Here is an 18,393-nt window from a genome sequence, read left to right as displayed (position 1 = left end):
CCGGCGTTTTTTATTGGTAACAATCAAGCAGCCTTGGGCTTCTTGGTCGCGCGCTTGGTGGCGGCTTTGCGCGGCGCGGCCTTCTTGGCCGGGGTCTTCTTGGCGCTGACCTTGCTGATCAGAAAGTCTTCGACCTTCTTGCCGGCGGCGGTCAGTTCGGCCAGCCAGCGCGGCTGCTTGCCGCGGCCGGTCCAGGCTTCCTGGGGATTGGCGGGGTTGCGATACTTCGGCGGAACCTTGCCCAGCTTGCGGCCGGCGCGCGGGCCCGGCTTGGCAGCGGCAGCCGGACGACCCGGACCGGCGCTGGCGCCAAACAATTCTTCGATGGAATAACCCTGGGCTTTTGCCGCGCGGGTCAGCTGCGTGCGAACCTTGGCAATCGGGGCGCGCTTGGCAACCACGGTCTGCTGCTTTTTCGCGTTTTTGATCAGTGCACCCAATTGCTTGGCCGACAGGCCGCTAAGATCGATCGACATCACTACTCCGGAAGATGAGAGAGAAAAGAATGCCGGTCCGTGGCAGCGCTGGCCATCATAATGTCAGAAAACCCAAGTGACAAATGCGCCGAAATAATTCGGCGCCTTGTGTTCATCCAATTGAAGTAGTTTCGGGTGATTTGATCAGCGACTCAGGCGGGAGAATAACCCGGCCTTATCCAGGTTTTCTGCTGCCTCTGCAGTGCGGGCGCGATATTCAAATGTACCAGCGGCCAATCCACGTTCGGAGACCACCACCCGATGCGGAATACCCAATAGTTCCATATCGGCAAACATCGCGCCCGGGCGCAGGCCACGGTCGTCCAGCGCCGCTTCGATCCCTGCAGCGATCAATTCGTCCAGCAATGCCTGAGCGGCGGCAACCACCTGCGCATCCTGCTTGGGGTTGATGATGCAGACCACCACCTGCCACGGTGCCATCGGCGCGGGCCAGACGATGCCGGCATCGTCATGGTTCTGCTCGATCGCCGCGGCCACGATGCGCGAAATGCCGATGCCGTAGCAGCCCATCTTCATCACTGCGGGCTTGCCGTTCTCGTCGATCACGGTGGCCTGCAATGCCTGCGCATACTGGCTGCCGAGCTGGAACACATGGCCCACCTCAATGCCGCGGGCCAGCCGCAGCTCGCCGCCATCGGCCGCGCGTTCGCCGTCGATGACGTTGCGCACATCGGCAACGGTTTCCGGTTCCGGCAGGTCGCGGCCCCAGTTGACGCCCACCAGGTGCGCGCCGGGCACATTGGCGCCGACCACGAAATCGGCCAGTGCCGCGACATCGCGATCGGCCACCACGCGCACCGGGCGGGCGGTATTCACCGGACCCAGGAAGCCCGGCTCGCAGCCGAGGTGGTCGCGGATTTCGGTTTCGTTGGCCAGGCGGTAGCCGGCCAGGCCGGCGACCTTGCCAAGCTTGATCTCGTTGACGGCGTGATCGCCGCGCACCAGCACCAACACGAAGCCGGCTTCGGTCATTACCGCCACCGACTTGACCGTGCGCTGCAGCGCGATGCCCAGCAACTGGGCGACGTCTTCGCAGGTCTTCTGGCTGGGCGTTGCGACCTGGCGCATCGTCTCGCCAGCCGCGGCGCGCGGCGCGGGCAGGGCGGCGCTGGCGGTTTCCACGTTGGCGGCGTAATCGGAGCCGGTGGAGAACGCCAGCGAGTCCTCGCCGGAGGCGGCGATGACGTGGAATTCTTGCGAGGCGTCGCCGCCGATGGCGCCGGAGTCGGCCTGCACGGCGCGGAATTCCAGCCCAAGGCGGGTGAAGATGCGGGTATAGGCCGCGCGCATGTTGTCGTACTCGCGCGCCATGTCGGCATCGGTGAGATGGAAGGAATAGGCGTCCTTCATCAGGAATTCGCGTGCACGCATCACGCCGAAGCGCGGGCGGATCTCATCGCGGAACTTGGTCTGAATCTGGTAGAAGTTCAGCGGCAGCTGCTTGTAGCTGTTGATCTCCTGGCGCGCGAATTCGGCCGCGGCCTCTTCGGCGGTCGGGCTGTAGCAGAACTCCTGCTCCTTGCGATCCTTGATCTTGAGCAACTGCCCGCCGAACTTCTCCCAACGGCCGGTGGCGTCCCACAGCTCGCGCGGCTGGATGGTGGGGAACAGCACTTCCACCGCCCCGGCGCGGTTCATCTCCTCGCGCACGATGGCCTCGACCTTGCGCAGCACGCGCAGACCCAGTGGCGACCAGGTGTACAGCCCGGAGGCCAGCTTGCGGATCATGCCCGCGCGCAGCATCAGACGGTGGCTGACCAGCTCGGCATCGGCCGGGGTTTCCTTGGTGGTGTGCAGGTGGAACTGGGAAAGACGCATCGGGCTTCGCTTGGGCGGAAAGCCCATAGTTTGCCAGTCTCGTGCCCTGCCGGTCAGGGGCACCGGCCGATCGGCCGGATGCATGGACCGGCAGGTGGCCGGTCCCGGGCCGGCTCAGGTGGCCGGATTGCCGCTCGCTGCCGGCTTGCAATAGGCCTTGGCGGCCGCCTCGGCGAGATTGCGCTGTGCGGCGCGGGCGTCCGGGTCCAGCGGGGTGCCGGGCTTGCCGTCGGCGCCGGCACCCATGGTGACCTCGCCCTTGCCGCTGAGCAGTTCCAGGTTGCGGCGTGCGGTCAGGCAGTCGGCCGATTCGGGCGTGGCGGCCTCCGGCGCGGCGATGGCGGCGGTGCCGCTGCGCGCATCGATCCGGCGCGCTTCGTAGCGCTGGCCGGTTGGTGGCGGGGTTTCGGTGTAGTGGGTGACGCCCTTGGCGTCCTTCCATTTATATAGATCGGTGGCGCCGGCGGCGGCGCTGACCAGCATCAACAGGGCGCAAAGCCCGGACGACAGGTGCATGTGGCTTCCCCTGGATGATTCCCGCGGCGATTGCAGCATCCGCGGCCCGCGCTGGCAAGTGACGCCGTGGGCGGGCGCGCACGATGCAAGCGCGCTACCGCCGGACGGACCTCAGGCCCTACACTTGCCGGATGGATGAGATGAGACCGCCCCCGCGCTCGCGCACGATCTACCTGCTGCCGAACCTGTTCACCACCGCCGGGCTGTTTTCCGGTTTCTACGCCATCATCGCCGCCGCCAATGGGCAATTCGTCCAGGCCGCCATGGCGGTGTTCGTGGCTGCGGTGATGGACGGGCTGGACGGCCGGGTCGCGCGCCTGACCAATACCAGCAGCGAGTTCGGCGTGCAGTACGACTCGCTGGCCGACCTGGTCAGCTTCGGCATGGCCCCGGCGCTGGTGATGTACCACTGGTCGCTGTCGGCATTGAAGTACGACAGCAACGTGATGGGCCGGGTCGGCTGGTCGGCCGCGTTTCTGTATGCGGCCTGCGCGGCGCTGCGGCTGGCGCGCTTCAACACGCAGGTGGGCGTGGTCGACAAGCGCTGGTTCATCGGCCTGGCCAGCCCGGCGGCCGCCGGCCTGATGATGTCCTTCGTCTGGGCGTTTGCCGACGACAGCCTGGGCTTCGACGGCGAGCAGCTGCGTTATCTGGCGCTTGCGGTCACCGTGGTAGCGGCCTTGCTGATGGTCAGCCGGATCCGGTTCTGGAGTTTCAAGGGCGGCGCGCGTGGTCCGCGCGCCGACCGTGTGCCGTTCCTGGCGCTGGCGATCGCCACGGTGGTGATCGCGTTGCTGGTGATCGACCTGGCCCGCTCGCTGCTGGTGATCGGCGTGCTGTATGCGCTGTCCGGCCCGGTGATGTGGCTGTGGCGGCGCTGGCGGCGCACGCCCGAGCTGCCATGAGTCAATTGGCCTCCGAGCCGATGTGGTCCGATTTGCAGGTGTCGTACCTGCAGGCGTTGGGGCACACCGTGTATCTGGACCGCGACAGCGTGGACGCGGCGGCGGCGCCTGACGAGACGAGCGAGCGTGCGCCGGCAGCGGCAGCGGCAGCCGCAGCGGCACCGCCACGCGTGGAGCGCGCGCCGCCAACGCCGGCGCCTGCGGCACCGCCTGTGGTGCGTCGCAGCGCACCGGCCGCACCGGCCGCACCGGCCGACACGCCGCAGGCGGTCACGACTGCGGCTTCGACGGCGCCGCAACGGCGCAGCCGGGTCGGCATGCCCGATCGCCTGCAGATGGCATTGCTGCGCGCCTCCGGCTGCAATCCGGGCAATCCGAATACCCAGGCCTTGATGGCGTCCTGGCCGCTGGCCGAGTTGCGTGGCAACCCGGCGGCCAAGCGCGCGCTGTGGCCGCAACTGCGTGCGCTGCGGCGGCGTCGGGATCCGGCATGAGCGCCTTGAACGTGCCGCTGCCCACCTCGCTACGCGCCATGCGCGAGAGCGATCTGGATGTGGTGATGGAGATCGAACACCGCGCCTACCCGTTCCCGTGGACGCGCAGCATCTTTCGCGACTGCCTGCAGGCCGGCTATCCGGGCTGGGTGATGGAGCAGGGCGGGCAGGTCATTGGCTACGGGGTGATCAGCATCGCCGCCGACGAGGCGCACGTGCTCAATGTCTGCATCGCACCGGAGGCGCAATCCCAGGGGCATGGCCGGGTGCTGTTGCGCGCGCTGATCAAGGGTGCCTGCGATCGCGGCGCGCGTCGCGCGTTTCTGGAAGTGCGCCCGTCCAACCCCTCGGCGATTGCGCTGTATCACTCCGAAGGCTTCAATGAAATCGGGCGGCGCCCACGCTACTACCCCTCCAACACCGGTCGCGAAGATGCGTTGGTGATGGCGATCGAGTTGTCCTTCGAAGGGTTTTCCTGAGCGCCATCGGCGGTAGCTGATGGGAGTGGTTTCGCGCGTGCTGCTTGAACCGCGCGCATACACCTGATACCTGCCGCGCGGTTGCCCTGTTGAAGGGGCTCACGACCTGGAGACGCCAGTCTGCTCTTGGGTCACGGTCAGACGACCGCTCCGGAGCTTTCGGTTCGCAGCATGCGGCTTTGTCGTTACGAAATACGCTCGGGTAATCAGGCCATCGCGCACCGTGATCTGAGCCTTGCATGTCGCTGCAATCGATCGCAACAGGCCGCACTTTTCCTCCATCGCAGCGTTTGGGTCGGCCGCCTGCGCGCCGTCATCTGCCATGACGCGCTTGCGTGCGTCATGGTGATTATTTCGCCATCTCGTATTTGACGTTTTCAGCGGCGTGATCAATTGCGTCCAGCCGTGCGCGACGCCGCACGATGGCGATACATCGCATTGCGGTCGCTGTATGCGTCAGAAAAAACACGCAGGCATGTGATCGTGGCGGCACACCGTGCTGGACCTGTGTCCGTCTGCATTGCGATGCGGATCATGCTGCGCTGCAGTGTCCTTACGCCTGTCTCTGTGTGTCTTGATTGCAGCGTTTTGTCTTCTCTTGCGTGTCCCGCAACCGTTTGCGTGACTGCGCGTGCACATCGATGCATCGGCTAGATACAAGCCATTGCGATGCTCCTAGTATCGGTGCCGCGGAACTGAACATTACATAGATGAAAAGTATGTTCCGCGCATGCTAGACGAGGGGTGTGCCGCCGCGCGGCGCATCGAACCCATCCGAGGGAGACATCAAGATGAAGCCGAAATTTTCAACGGCGGCCGCCGCGTCGCTGTTTGTCGGGTCGTTGCTGGTCGTTGGCGTTGCCTGCGCCGATCCTGCACTGGAAGTTGCAACCACTGGTTGGGCAACACAGAACGGGGGGACCAAGGGCGGCTCCAAGGCGGCCGCTGCCAACATCTACACGGTCAAGACTGCCGCCGAGCTGAAGAGCGCGCTGAAAGCCAGCGTGGGCAGCAACGGGCGCATCATCAAGATCAGCGGCATCATCGATGTCAGCGAGGGCAAGCCGTACACCACGACCTCGGATATGAAGAGCCGCGCGCGGCTGGACATCCCGACCAAGACCACGCTGATCGGCATCACCAGCAACGCGGAAATTCGCGAGGGCTATTTCTACGTCAAGGCCAACGACGTCATCATCCGCAACATCACCATCGAAAATCCATGGGATCCGGAGCCGGTCTGGGACCCGGATGACGGCAGTGCCGGCAACTGGAATTCCGAGTACGACGGCCTCACGGTCGAGGGCGCAACCAATGTGTGGGTGGACCATGTCACCTTCACCGACGGTCGCCGCACCGACGATCAGAACGGCACCGCCAACGGTCGCCCCAAGCAGCATCACGACGGCGCAATGGACGTCAAGAAGGGCGCCAACTTCGTCACCATTTCCTACTCTGCGTTCAAGTCGCACGAGAAGAACGACCTGATCGGCTCCAGCGACAGCGCCTCCAGCACCGACAGCGGCAAGCTCAAGGTGACCATCCACAACACCTTGTTCGAGAACATTTCCGCGCGCGCACCGCGGGTGCGTTTCGGCCAGGTGCATCTGTACAACAACTACCACGTCGGTAGCACCAGTAATAAGGTCTACCCGTTCTCGCACGCGCATGGCGTGGGCAAGGAGTCCAAGATCTTCTCCGAGCGCAACGTGTTCGACATCAGCGGGGTGAGCAGCTGCGACAAGATTGCGGCCGATTACGGCGGCAGCGTGTACCGCGACCAGGGCTCGCTGCTCAACGGCAAGGCGCTGACTTGCTCGTGGAATAGCAACATCGGCTGGACCCCGCCGTACACCTATAGCCTGCTGTCTGCCGACAAGGTCGCTGCGGACGTCAAGGCCAAGGCTGGCGCCGGCAAGCTGTAAGCGTTACCACCGCAACACCGAATGCAGCGCCCGCAAGACGGGTGCTGCATTTGCGTATGTGCGCTGCATGCGGAGTAGACGCAAGCAGGAAAATAACTTTCAGAAACAGACTATTCAATACTTTTCATAAGCATTAGGATCGAGTCGCGTTCGCTAGGGGACTGGCCTTGATGGCCTGGGCGATTGCATCGGGGAGCGCGTCGTCTCATGCGGCGCGCCATCGCGTCACTCATCCAAGAGAATTCATCACCATGTCGAAAGCATCGACAGTCGTTGGTCGTACCGTTGTGGGCGTCGTTCTGGGTGCTGCGTTGTTGTCTCCTGCAGCCTACGCTGCAGATCCGTCGCTGGACGTGGCCACCACCGGTTGGGCCACCCAGAACGGCGGAACCAAGGGCGGTTCCAAAGCCGCCGCGGCGGACATCTACACCGTCAGCACGGCAGCGCAGTTGAAGGCCGCGTTGAAAGCCAAGGCGGGCAGCAACGGCCGCATCATCAAGGTCAAGGGCGTCATCGACATCAGCGAAGGCAAGGCCTACACCAAGACTTCGGACATGAAGACCCGTGCGCGGTTGGACATCCCGACCAAAACCACGTTGATCGGCCTCGGTACCAATGCGGAAATCCGCGAGGGCTATTTCTACATCAAGGCCAACGACGTCATCGTGCGCAATCTCACCATCGAAAATCCGTGGGACCCGGAGCCGAAATGGGATGCCGACGACGGCGACAACGGTAACTGGAATTCCGAATACGACGGCCTGACCGTGGAAGCGGCCACCAACGTCTGGGTGGACCATGTCACCTTCACCGACGGTCGCCGCACCGACGACCAGAACGGCACGGCCAACGGCCGCCCCAAGCAGCATCACGACGGTGCGATGGACGTCAAGAAGGGTGCCAACTTCGTCACCATCTCCTACTCGGCGTTCAAGTCGCACGAGAAGAACAGCCTGATCGGCTCCAGCGACAGCGCCTCCAGCACCGACAGCGGCAAGCTCAAGGTGACCATCCACAACACCTTGTTCGAGAACATCTCGGCACGCGCGCCGCGTGTGCGTTTCGGCCAGGTGCACCTGTACAACAACTACCACGTCGGCAGCACCAGCAATAAGGTCTATCCGTTCTCGCACGCGCACGGTGTGGGCAAGGAGTCGAAGATCTTCTCGGAGAACAATGCGTTCGACATCAGCGGCGTGAGCAGCTGCGACAAGATCGCCGGCGACTACAAGGGCAGCGTGTATCGCGACCAGGGTTCGCTGATCAACGGCAAGGCGCTGAACTGCTCGTGGAACAGCAACATCGGCTGGAAGCCGCCGTATACCTATAGCCTGCTGGCCGCCAACAAGGTGGCTGCAGACGTCAAGGCCAAGGCCGGCGCAGGCAAGCTGTAACGCGTCTGCCACAGGCAACGCTGCGATGCGTGCAGCGTTGCACGTTTTCCCGCAACGCCCGCATCAGTGCGGGCGTTGTGCGTGTTGGCGGCGCTAGATCTTGGCGCGCTGTTCGCGCAGGCCGGTCAGTTGCGTGGTCCAGTCGTTCAGGCGCGCGCGCTCCTGCTCGACCACCACGGCCGGTGCGTTCTGCACGAAGGTGGCGTTGCCCAGCTTGCCATTGCACTTGCCGATCTCGCCTTCCACGCGCTTGATTTCCTTGTCCAGGCGCGTGCGTTCGGCATCCATGTCGACCAGGCCTTCCAGCGGCACCAGCAGGGTCAGCTCACCGACGATGGCCGTGGCCGACGGCGGGGTGTCCTGGCCGGCATCGAGCCAGTCGATCGCTTCGAGCTTGAGCAGGAACGACAGCTGCGAGGCAAAGCGGCCAATACGGGCGCGATCGTCGGCAGTGCCGGCCTGCAGCAGCAGGCGTACCTGCTTGGACGGCGGCACGTTCAACTCGCTGCGCACACGACGCAGTGCCGACACCATCGACTTCAGCCATTCGACATCGGCCTCTGCGCCGGCGTAGCTGGCGGTATCGATATCGCCGACCTGCGGGAATGCCTGCAGCGAGATCGTGGCGGCGGTGATGCCCAGGCGCGGTGCGACCTGCTGCCACAGTTCTTCGGTGACGAATGGGGTGAGCGGGTGCAGCAGGCGCAGCAGCGCTTCGAGCACGTAGAGCAGGGTATGCCGTGTGCTGGCGGCAGCTTCGCTGTCCTGGCCATTGAGCGCGGGCTTGGCCAGTTCGACGAACCAGTCGCAGAACGCATTCCAGGCGAACTCGTACAGCGATTGCGCGAGCAGATCGAAGCGGTAGTTGGCGTAGTGCGCGTGGGTTTCCGCAGTGACCTTGTCCAGGCGCGCCAGAATCCATTGCTCGGCTTCGGTGCGCGGTTGCGGCACGCCGGCAAAGCGCGCGCCTTCGGTGTTCATCAGCACAAAGCGCGTGGCGTTCCACAGCTTGTTGCAGAAGTTCTTGTAGCCTTCGGCGCGGCCGAGATCGAACTTGATGTCGCGGCCATGCGTGGCCAGCGCGGCGATGGTGAAGCGCAGCGCGTCGGCACCGTGGGCGATGATGCCGTCCGGGAATTCCTTGCGCGTGGCTTTTTCGATCTTCTCGGCCATGCGCGGCTGCATCAGCCCGTTGGTGCGCTTGGCCACCAGGTCTTCGATGCTGATGCCGTCGATGATGTCCAGCGGATCGAGCACGTTGCCCTTGGACTTGGACATCTTCTGGCCCTGCGCATCGCGGATCAGGCCGGTGATGTAGACATCGCGGAATGGCACCTGGCCGGTGAAGCTGTCGGTGGCCATGATCATGCGCGCCACCCAGAAGAAGATGATGTCGAAGCCGGTGACCAGCACCGACGACGGCAGGTAGCGCTCGAAGCCGCGCTCGGCCATTGCGTTCGCATCCGGCCAGCCCAGCGTGGAGAACGGCCACAGTTGCGAGGAGAACCAGGTTTCCAGCACGTCGCTGTCCTGGTGCAGCGCGATCTCCGCACCCAGGCCGTGTTTCGCGCGCACCTCGGCTTCGTCGTGGCCGACATAGCACTTGCCTGCCTCGTCGAACCACGCCGGGATGCGATGGCCCCACCACAGCTGACGGCTGATGCACCAGTCCTGGATGTTCTCCATCCAGTGGCGATAGGTGTTGATCCAGTTCGGCGGCACGAACTTGACCTGGCCGCTTTCGACCAGTTCCAGGCCGCGCCTGGCCAGCGCGTCCATCTTCACGAACCACTGGTCGGTGAGATACGGCTCGATCACCTGGCCGGTGCGATCGCCGCGCGGCACCTGCAGCTTGTGCGGCTTGGTTTCGACCAATACGCCCAGGTCTTCCAGTTCCGACAGCACCAGCTTGCGGGCGTCGTAACGATCTAATCCCGAAAAACGTGCGGGAATTAACTCGATTGACTTGACAGGAATGCTGGCTGAGCTGGAGATGCGAGACAAAGCATTATCGCCTCCGAGCTCACTGTCGATGATTTCAAGATCAATACGTGGCGCTTCCAGCCGAACTTTTGCTTGGTCGTCCAGAATATTGATCAGGGGAAGGGCATGCCTAAGGCCCACCTGGTAATCGTTGAAGTCATGCGCAGGCGTGACCTTGACCACGCCGGTGCCGAAGGCGCGGTCGACATAATCGTCGGTGATCACCGGCACCTGCCGGCCAGTCAGTGGCAGCACGATGCGGGCGCTGTGCAGCGTGGCGTAGCGCGGGTCTTCCGGATGCACCATCACCGCGGTGTCGCCCAGCATGGTCTCCGGGCGCGTGGTGGCGACCACCAGGTAATCGCGGGTTTCGCGCAGCGTCTCGACGCCGTCGGCATCGTGTTCGACGTGCTCGTAGGTCACGCCGTCGGCCAGCGGGTAGCGGATCGACCACAGGAAGCCGTCTTCTTCGACGTTTTCCACTTCCAGGTCGGAGATCGCGGTCTTCAGCACCGGGTCCCAGTTGACCAGGCGCTGGCCGCGGTAGATCAGGCCCTGCTCGTACCAGCGCACGAAGGCTTCGTTGACCGCGGCCGACGGCTGCGGGTCCATGGTGAAGGTGCTGCGCGACCAGTCGCTGGAGGTGCCCAGCCGGCGCATCTGGCGCTCGATGGTGTCGCCGGACTCGGCCTTCCATTCCCACACCTTGGCGATGAAGCCCTCGCGCCCGAGCGAGTCGCGTGTTTCGCCGTTGCCTTCCAGGGCCAGGTTGCGCGACACCACCATCTCCGTGGCGATGCCGGCATGGTCGGTGCCCACCTGCCACAGCGTGTCGAAGCCGCGCATGCGGTGATAGCGCACCAACGCGTCCATCAGCGTCTGCTGGAACGCATGGCCCATGTGCAACGTCCCGGTCACATTCGGCGGCGGCAGCAGCACGGTATACGGCTCACCCTTGCCGGACGGCACGAAATAACCGGCCGCCTCCCACTGCGCGTACAGGCGCGATTCGAAGGAAGAGGGTTCGTAGCTGGAGGCGAGGGTGGTCATAAGGCGGGGAATGGAGAGTCGGGAATAGGGAATGGGGAAAGCAGGTGTGTTGAAAAGTGAAGGTCTACGGGGCAGTCGACGTTCAATTCTCGATTCCCCATTCCCGATTCACATGTCGTATTTGGTCAGTTCCAGGCCCAGGGCCTTGTACTGCTTCCAGCGCTCGCGCAGCGGTTCGCGGGCGGCGGGGTCGGCCGGGACGACTTCCAGTACGCGGTCGCAGGCACCCAGGTAGGGGTCGTCGCGCAGGTTGATCACCAGCGGGCGCGAGGGAGCATCGAACTCCGGCGAGGCGATCAGCACCGGCGCCAGCTCGTCTTCCTCGTCGGTGCCGGCGATCTGGTGCGGGATGTAGGCCTCGTCGTCGAATGCCCACAGCAGGTCGTCCAATGCCTCGGCCTGCGCGGCGTCGCGCGCCAGGATCAGCGTGGACAGGTTGGCGTCGTTGGCCTTGCGCGCCAGCTCGCAGACCAGCCGCAGCGGTTCGTTGAGGAAGCGCGGTTTGGCGATCAGGTAAAAGTCGGCACGGGGCATCAGGGCAGGGAATCGGGAGAGGAGAATTGGGAATGGTCACGGCACTGCCGCGACCTCGAAGGTCGCGGCAGTGCCTGAAAGGAAAGGGCTTTCACGATTCCCTATTCCCGATTTTCAATTCCCACCTTCGGCGCGATCCAGCAACCACTGGGTCAGCAGCCCCACCGGGCGACCGGTGGCCATGCCGCGCTTGCCTTCGTCGCTGGCGACGCCGGCGATGTCCAGATGCGCCCAGCGCTGGTTCTCGGTGAAGCGCGACAGGAAGCAGCCGGCGGTGATCGCGCCGCCCCAGCGGCCGCCGATGTTGTAGACGTCGGCGAAGGTGGAATCCAGCAGGCCCTGGTACTCGTCCCACAGCGGCAGGCGCCAGGCGCGGTCGAACACGTGCTCGCCGGCGGCCAGCAGTTCGTTGGCCAGGTCGTCGTGCTTGCTCATCAGGCCGGCGGTCTGGTGGCCGAGCGCCACCATGCAGGCGCCGGTCAGCGTGGCCACGTCCACCAATGCTTCGGGGTTGAAGCGCTCGGCGTAGGTCAGCGCATCGCACAGGATCAGGCGGCCTTCGGCGTCGGTGTTGCCGACCTCGATGGTCTTGCCGGACATGCTGGTGATCACGTCGGAGGGGCGGTAGGCATTGCCGTCGATGGCGTTCTCCACCGCCGGCACCACCACCACCAGGTTGATCGGCAACTCGGCCTTGACGGTGGCCACGAAGGTGCCGATGACGTTGGCGCCGCCGCACATGTCGTACTTCATTTCCTCGATGCCGCCCTGCGTCTTGAGGTTGACGCCGCCGGTGTCGAAGGTGATGCCCTTGCCGACCAGCACGTACGGACGCGCGTCGCCGCCGCCGTTCCACTTCAGCACGATCAGCCGCGGGCGGTTGGCCGAGCCACGCGCCACCGACAGCAGCGAGCCCATGCCGAGCGACTCCATCTGCGTCTCGTCCAGGATCTCGGCCTCGGCGCCGGGGAACTTGCCGGCGAATGCGGCGGCGGTTTCGGCCAGATAGGCCGGGGTGCAGTAGTTCGGCGGCAGGTTGCCCAGCTCGCGGGCGAACTCCACGCCTTCGGCGGTGGCAACGCCCACGGCCAGTGCGCGGGCGTCGTCGCCGACGATCGCCAGCGTGGTCAGGCCGGTCTCGTCGACCTTCTTCTTGCCCAGCGTGGCGGTGTAACGGTAAGCGGCGTGGTCGCTGACGATGATGGCCTGGCGGATGTTCCAGGCGCTGTCGCGCGCCTTCACCGGCAATTCGGTCAGGGTGAGCAGGGCGGTGCCGACCGGGCCGGTCTTCAGCGCGCGGGTCGCGTCGCCGATCGCCTTGTGGTACGGCGCCACGCCGAACTTGCCGGCCTCGCCCAGGCCGACCACCAGCACGCGCGGGGCGGCGACGCCGGGCAGGTCATGCAACAGGCTGGTGCTGCCGGCCTTGGCAGCCACATCGCCACGTGCCACCAGGGCCGTCAGACGGCCCTGGCTGGCGCTATCGAGTGCCTGGGCGGCGGGCGACAGGGTCTTGTCGGCGAACACGCCAACCACGATGCAGTCGACGGCGGCGCTTGCCGGCGCGTCTTGGTTCAGGGTGAATTGCAGGGCCATTGATCAGATTCCGTAGGCAAATCCGTACAATCGCGGGCTGTTTACGCCAACCGGACTAGGCTGGCGCCGCCGCGAACGAATCCGAGAGTTTAAGACAAGCCCACCCCATGCCGAAGCTCGATCGATACCTGCTTAGCGATTTCACCCAGAGCTTCCTGGCCACCTTGATCGTGCTGCTGGTCGTCAGCGTCGGCGGTGTGCTGGTGGATATCCTCGGCAATATCGCCGACGGCCGCATCCCTGCTCGCTTGCTGCTGTCTCAGGTGGGCCTGCAATTCGTTGCGTATCTGCCGATCATCCTGCCGCTGGCGCTGATGCTGGGGCTGTTATTGGCACTGGCGCGGCTGTACCGCGATTCAGAAATGGCCGTCATTACCGCCATCGGTGTGGGCCCGCGGCGCATGTTGCGGCCGATGCTGATGCTGGTGGTGCCGGTGGTGGTGGTGATCGGGCTGTGCTCGCTGTGGCTGGGCCCCTGGGCCAGCCGTACCGCCGAGACCATGCTGGAAGACGCCAACCGCAGCATCGTGATGGCCGGCCTGGAGTCGGGCAAGTTCACCCCGCTGTCCGGTGGCGGGGTGGTGTACCTGACCACGATCTCGGCCGACGGCAAGGGCCTGGGCAAGGTCTTCATGCAGCGCCAGAAGGACGACCGCATCGACGTGGTCACCGCCGACCGCGGCGCGATGTTCTTCGAAGGCAAGGCCGACCGTTATCTGCGCCTGGAGGACGGTTACCGCATCGAGGGCCCGGCCGCCGGCAACACCCTGGACTACCGCCTGATGAAGTTCGCCAGCAACGATGTGGCCTTGCCCGACCGGACCCAGGTGCACGATGCCAACGATCCGGAAGTGATGTGGACCACGCAGTTGCTGTCGGACCAGCGCCCGGCCGCGCGCGCGCAGCTGCACGAGCGCCTGGCACCGCCGCTGCTGGCGCTGGCCTTCGCGCTGCTGACCCTGCCGCTGTCGCGCAGCGCGCCGCGGCAGCAGCGGTATGGCCGGATCATGCTGGCCTTCCTGGCTTATATGGTCGGCACCAACCTGATGATCGTCGGCACCCAGTGGATCGCCAATGGCAAGACGCCGGCCGCGCTCGGTCTGTGGTGGCTGACCCTGCCGCTGCTGGCGGTGGCGATCTGGGCGTATGCGCGCGATGGCCGCGTGCGTCGGCCGAGGGTGCGCGCATGAGGCTGATGCCGCGGGTGCATGACTGGTACATCGGGCGTGCGGTGTTGTTCACCGTGTTGCTGACGTGGGCGGTGCTGCTGGGCCTGGACCTGGTCAACGCCTTTGCCAGCGAGGCCAAGAACATCGGCCAGGGCAGCTACAGCTTTGGTCATGCGGTGGCCTATGTGGCCTATACCGTGCCGCGCCGGGCCTACACCTTGTTTCCCACCGCGGCGGTGATCGGCGCCTTGATGGGCCTGGGCCAGCTGGCGGCAACGTCCGAGCTCACCGCGCTGCGCGCGCTGGGCGTGTCGCGCAAGCGTATGTCGGCCTCGGTGGTGGCGGCCATGGCGCTGCTGACCGCCACCATGGTGATCAGTGGCGAGACGGTGGGGCCGTGGGCACAGAACCAGGCCGATACCCTCAAGACCAGCGCCCGCTACAACAGCAACATGGCCGGCTCGCGCTACTCCGGCCTGTGGGCGCGCGAGGGCGACACCTTCCTCAACGCGCTCAGCGGCGAAGAAAAGCTGCTCGATGGCGGCGGCACCGCGCTGGACCTGCACGATGTGCGGCTGTACCACCTCGATGCCAGCGGCCGCATGCAGCAGCTAACCTACGCCGCGCTGGCCGAGAACCGCAACGGGACCTGGACGCTGCGCCAGGTGCGCCGCGACACCTTCCAGGAGCGCTCGGTGCAGCGCGAAACCTTCCCCGAGCTGCCGTGGCAATCCCAGCTCAGCCCGGCGGCACTGGCGGCCGGGCTGGCCAAGCCGCGCAACCTGTCCGCGCGCGATCTGGAACAGAGCATCGAGTACCGCCGCCGCAACGGCCTGGATGCACGCGACTACGAAGACCAGTACTGGAGCCGCTGGTTCTATCCGCTCAACGTCCTGGCGCTGTGCCTGGCGGCAATCCCGTTCTCGTTCGGTTCGCTGCGTAGCGGCGGCCTGGGCAAGCGGCTGTTCCTGGGCATCCTGTTCGCGCTGGGGTTCTGGCTGCTGCAGCTGTTCTTCGGCCGCATGGCCGGCGCACTCAAGCTGGATTACCGCATCGCCTACGCGCTGCCGCCGATGGTGATGCTGGGCGTGTCGGCATGGCTGTTCCGACGGCGCAGTAGCTGACGCCGATGCGTCGGTGCAGCGTCGGCGGAACCGTGTTCTGCCTGCTCTGAGCAGCGGTTGCCGCTCCATGCGTGTAGGCAGTCAGTACGTCGCATGACCGCCGCACTCCTGCGGCGCTTGGCGTAGAGATCGGCAAGAGGCCGGCCTGGTCGTTTCAGCGCTTGGGCGCGCGCTGCAGCCGGGTGCCACTGGCGCGGTCGTGCCAGGCCAGGCGGTCGCGGTCCAGCCAGGCCCACCAGAATCCTGCGCCAGCCAGGGCCAGCGACAGCGTGCCGACGGCATAGCGGATCCAGAGTGCGCGCCAGGTGGCTTGCGGCCCGACCAGCGACAACCGCCACGGGCGCATGCCCAGGGTCTGGCCACCCCGTCGCCAGCTGACGGTGGCGTACACCCCGGCGGCGATCCAGCAGCACAGCCACAGCAGCCATTGCCAGCCGCTGAAGGGGGCAATGTTTTCGCGGGCCGGGTGCCCGGCAAGCGTAAAGCCCAGCGTGAACGCGGCGGAGATCAGCATCCATAGCGCCAGGACCGGCCAGGCGTCGTAGCACAGGGCCAGCAGGCGCCAGACCACCAGGGCGGGCGGGCGCGCGCTGCGCGGTGAAGGGGACGAGGTCATGCCGCGAGCATAGCCGGCGCAGGCGATCGGGCAACGTCGCGCTGCGGCAATCCCGCGCCGGGCCGGGCCTGTGCGTCGAGTCAGGAGCGATGTGCTGGGTGGCTTGTCGAGGCAAGCCGCACCGCCAATCCCGCTCCTGGCCGACACGGCGCGCCGCAAATCGCATGTCACGCTCTATGCTGTTGCGATGTCAGCCAGCAGTCCCGCCGAACGTCGCCAACTGGCGCAACACCTGCCACCGGTGCAGGCGGCCGATGCCGCCGCCATCGAACGCTTTCTGGACCGGTTATGGGCCGAGCAGGGCGTGGCACGGCAGACCCTGGACAGTTACCGGCGCGACCTGGAAGGGCTGGCGCGCTGGCGCGACGGTGCCGGCGGCGGCCTGCTGGGTGTCGATCGGGCGGCGTTGTTCGACTATCTGCGCTGGCGCGCTCAGGCCAATTACTCCCCACGCAGCACAGCGCGGCTATTGTCGACGCTGCGGGCGTTCTACGCGCTGTGCCTGCGCGATGGGGTACGCAGCGACGACCCGACGGCGCTGATCGACCCACCAAAGTTGCCCCGTAGCTTGCCCAAGGCGCTGACCGAAACGCAGATCGAGGCGCTGTTGGCCGCGCCCGAGATCGACACGCCGCTGGGCTTGCGCGACCGCGCAATGCTCGAGCTGATGTATGCGGCCGGCCTGCGCGTCAGCGAACTGGTCAACCTGCCGGCGGTGGGGGTCAACCTGCGCCAGGGCGTGCTGCGGGTCACCGGCAAGGGCAGCAAGGAGCGGCTGGTACCGCTGGGCGAGGAATCCCAGCACTGGCTGGAGCGGTATCTGAGCCAAGCGCGCCCGCTGCTGGCCAGCCACAAGGCGGTGGCGGCAGTGGACGGGCAGGTGCCGCTGTTCATCGATGCAGCGCGGCAGCCGCCCAGCCGCCAGCAGTTCTGGGCGCTGGTCAAACGCTATGCGGCGGTGGCCGGGATCGACCCCGCCACGATCAGCCCGCACGGGCTGCGGCACAGCTTTGCCACCCATCTGCTCAACCACGGTGCGGACCTGCGCGCGCTGCAGATGCTGCTCGGTCACAGCTCGCTGTCCACCACGCAGATCTACACCCTGGTGGCGCGTCAGCATCTGCAGAAGCTGCACGCCGCCCATCATCCGCGCGGCTGACTGCGGCTGCAGGCGCAGCAGCGGCCCGCCGTTGCCCATTCAGCGGCTCGGCCGGCAAACAAAGCATCCCGCTCGCTGCCTGGCTTCATCTGCGCTGTGCGAGAATCCAGGCACCCCATTCCACTGGATGCGTGAATGTATCGTCTTGCCATCGCCGCGCTGCTGGGCGCAATCAGCCTTACCGCCTGCGCGCAATCCTCGCAGCCTGCGGCAAGCAATGCCGGCGCCAAGCCAGCCGCCGCCGCTGCCCCTGCCGCTGCGGGCAATGTGGACCAGCGTGTGAGCGTCGCGCTCAAGGCGCTGGATCCGGATTTCAAGCCGGACTACATCGGCGCCGCGCCGTTTCCCGGCTTCCGCGAAGTGGTGGTCGGCGGGCAGGTGCTGTACGTCAGCGACGACGGCCGCTACCTGATCCAGGCGCAGCCGTTCGACATCCAGAACAAGCAGTTCGCTGCCAGCCCGGGCCTGCTGGCCTACCGCCGCAAGCAGCTGGAGACCGTGCCCAAGGCCGACCGCATCGTGTTCGCGCCGGCAAACCCCAAGTACACCGTGACGGTGTTCACCGACGTGGAATGCGGCTACTGCCGCAAGCTGCACAGCGAGATCGGCGAGCTCAACAAGCAGGGGATCGCGGTGGAATATCTGGCGTTTCCGCGCATGGGCCTGGGCAGCCAGGACCACAAGGAGATGATCGCGGTGTGGTGCGCCGCCGACCGCAAGCAGGCACTGACCGCGGCCAAGTCCGGGCAGCCGGTGAATGCCAAGGACTGCAAGAACCCGGTGTCGATGGAATACACGCTGGGCCAGCGTCTGGGCGTCAATGGCACCCCGGCGATCTTTGCGCCGGACGGCACCCAGCTCGGTGGCTACCTGCCGCCGGCGCAGCTGCGTGAGGCGCTGGAAAAGCGCGCGGTCAGCACTGCCGGCGGCAGCCGCTGAGGTATCCGGCAGCGGCGCCGGGATGCCGGCCGCTGCGGCGGTCGGTGTGATCGATCAGGAGGCCGGAGTGCGCATGCATTCCGGCCTCTTGCGTTTCAGGGTCGGGCTGGCTGCACGGTTGATGCGGTGAGAGCGGCGGTGGGCTGGCATTGGCCTGCGCTGCCGACGTTGCCACCGCGGAGACCGGCCCAAAGG

General features: G+C 65.8%; 16 protein-coding genes. 9 read left to right on the top strand and 7 right to left on the bottom strand.

Annotated elements, in window-relative coordinates:
* Positions 1-23 precede the first annotated feature (23 nt).
* The 3 genes from ABQY64_RS17250 to ABQY64_RS17240 all read right to left on the bottom strand — a co-directional run bounded on the left by ABQY64_RS17250 (position 24) and on the right by ABQY64_RS17240 (position 2,831).
* The gene (locus tag ABQY64_RS17250; RefSeq protein ID WP_039518886.1) at positions 24-476 is read right to left on the bottom strand and encodes an H-NS family nucleoid-associated regulatory protein; all 453 of its coding nucleotides are present in this window, start codon (positions 474-476) and stop codon (positions 24-26) included.
* Between the two features lie 144 nt (positions 477-620).
* Complete coding sequence (locus tag ABQY64_RS17245; protein WP_349780640.1) at positions 621-2,315, bottom strand: proline--tRNA ligase; 1,695 nt, start codon at positions 2,313-2,315, stop codon at positions 621-623.
* A gap of 114 nt (positions 2,316-2,429) precedes the next feature.
* Complete coding sequence (locus ABQY64_RS17240) at positions 2,430-2,831, bottom strand: DUF4124 domain-containing protein (RefSeq protein ID WP_039516234.1); 402 nt, start codon at positions 2,829-2,831, stop codon at positions 2,430-2,432.
* A 131-nt stretch (positions 2,832-2,962) separates the two neighbouring features.
* On the opposite strand from ABQY64_RS17240, the gene pssA reads away from it, so the two are divergent.
* The 5 genes from pssA (at position 2,963) to ABQY64_RS17215 (ending at position 8,028) form a co-directional block, all read left to right on the top strand.
* Positions 2,963-3,736, top strand: coding sequence for a CDP-diacylglycerol--serine O-phosphatidyltransferase (gene pssA / locus ABQY64_RS17235; protein ID WP_016902892.1), 774 nt, complete (start codon positions 2,963-2,965; stop codon positions 3,734-3,736).
* Complete coding sequence (locus tag ABQY64_RS17230) at positions 3,733-4,230, top strand: alanine acetyltransferase (RefSeq protein ID WP_349780639.1); 498 nt, start codon at positions 3,733-3,735, stop codon at positions 4,228-4,230. The genes pssA and ABQY64_RS17230 overlap by 4 nt, the downstream gene beginning before the upstream one ends.
* Positions 4,227-4,709 carry a ribosomal protein S18-alanine N-acetyltransferase gene (gene rimI / locus ABQY64_RS17225; RefSeq protein ID WP_024939133.1) on the top strand — a complete coding sequence of 161 codons (483 nt, stop codon included), beginning with the start codon at positions 4,227-4,229 and terminating at the stop codon, positions 4,707-4,709. The genes ABQY64_RS17230 and rimI overlap by 4 nt, the downstream gene beginning before the upstream one ends.
* Positions 4,710-5,500: 791 nt before the next feature.
* Positions 5,501-6,634, top strand: a complete 1,134-nt coding sequence (locus ABQY64_RS17220; protein ID WP_024939132.1) for a pectate lyase — start codon at positions 5,501-5,503, stop codon at positions 6,632-6,634.
* A gap of 251 nt (positions 6,635-6,885) precedes the next feature.
* Positions 6,886-8,028 carry a polysaccharide lyase family 1 protein gene (locus ABQY64_RS17215; RefSeq protein ID WP_102583500.1) on the top strand — a complete coding sequence of 381 codons (1,143 nt, stop codon included), beginning with the start codon at positions 6,886-6,888 and terminating at the stop codon, positions 8,026-8,028.
* Between the two features lie 93 nt (positions 8,029-8,121).
* Here the strand turns inward: ABQY64_RS17215 and ABQY64_RS17210 are convergent, their stop codons facing one another.
* The 3 genes from ABQY64_RS17210 to ABQY64_RS17200 form a co-directional block, all read right to left on the bottom strand.
* Positions 8,122-11,061 (bottom strand): valine--tRNA ligase, encoded by a 2,940-nt coding sequence (locus ABQY64_RS17210; protein WP_349780638.1) that lies wholly within the window; start codon positions 11,059-11,061, stop codon positions 8,122-8,124.
* A 108-nt stretch (positions 11,062-11,169) separates the two neighbouring features.
* The gene (locus tag ABQY64_RS17205) at positions 11,170-11,595 is read right to left on the bottom strand and encodes a DNA polymerase III subunit chi (RefSeq protein ID WP_047127277.1); all 426 of its coding nucleotides are present in this window, start codon (positions 11,593-11,595) and stop codon (positions 11,170-11,172) included.
* A gap of 114 nt (positions 11,596-11,709) precedes the next feature.
* Positions 11,710-13,191, bottom strand: coding sequence for a leucyl aminopeptidase (locus tag ABQY64_RS17200; protein ID WP_349780637.1), 1,482 nt, complete (start codon positions 13,189-13,191; stop codon positions 11,710-11,712).
* Positions 13,192-13,298: 107 nt separating this feature from the next.
* On the opposite strand from ABQY64_RS17200, the gene lptF reads away from it, so the two are divergent.
* Entirely contained in the window at positions 13,299-14,381 is a 1,083-nt protein-coding gene (gene lptF, locus ABQY64_RS17195) for an LPS export ABC transporter permease LptF (RefSeq protein WP_024939128.1), read from the top strand.
* Entirely contained in the window at positions 14,378-15,484 is a 1,107-nt protein-coding gene (gene lptG / locus ABQY64_RS17190; RefSeq protein WP_104570688.1) for an LPS export ABC transporter permease LptG, read from the top strand. Before lptF ends, lptG begins: the two co-directional genes overlap by 4 nt.
* Before the next feature lie 154 nt (positions 15,485-15,638).
* On the opposite strand, the gene ABQY64_RS17185 is transcribed toward lptG, so the two are convergent.
* A complete protein-coding gene (locus tag ABQY64_RS17185) occupies positions 15,639-16,100 on the bottom strand; it encodes an RDD family protein (RefSeq protein ID WP_349780636.1) in 462 nt (153 codons plus the stop codon).
* 187 nt (positions 16,101-16,287) lie between these two features.
* On the opposite strand from ABQY64_RS17185, the gene xerD reads away from it, so the two are divergent.
* The gene (xerD, locus tag ABQY64_RS17180) at positions 16,288-17,259 is read left to right on the top strand and encodes a site-specific tyrosine recombinase XerD (protein WP_349780635.1); all 972 of its coding nucleotides are present in this window, start codon (positions 16,288-16,290) and stop codon (positions 17,257-17,259) included.
* Positions 17,260-17,394: 135 nt separating this feature from the next.
* Positions 17,395-18,198, top strand: coding sequence for a DsbC family protein (locus tag ABQY64_RS17175; protein ID WP_016902881.1), 804 nt, complete (start codon positions 17,395-17,397; stop codon positions 18,196-18,198).
* The last annotated feature ends 195 nt before the right edge of the window (positions 18,199-18,393 follow it).

Source organism: Xanthomonas sp. WHRI 7065 (genome assembly GCF_040203115.2).
Taxonomy (GTDB): domain Bacteria; phylum Pseudomonadota; class Gammaproteobacteria; order Xanthomonadales; family Xanthomonadaceae; genus Xanthomonas; species Xanthomonas arboricola.
This window is presented reverse-complemented; position numbering and strand designations above follow the sequence as displayed.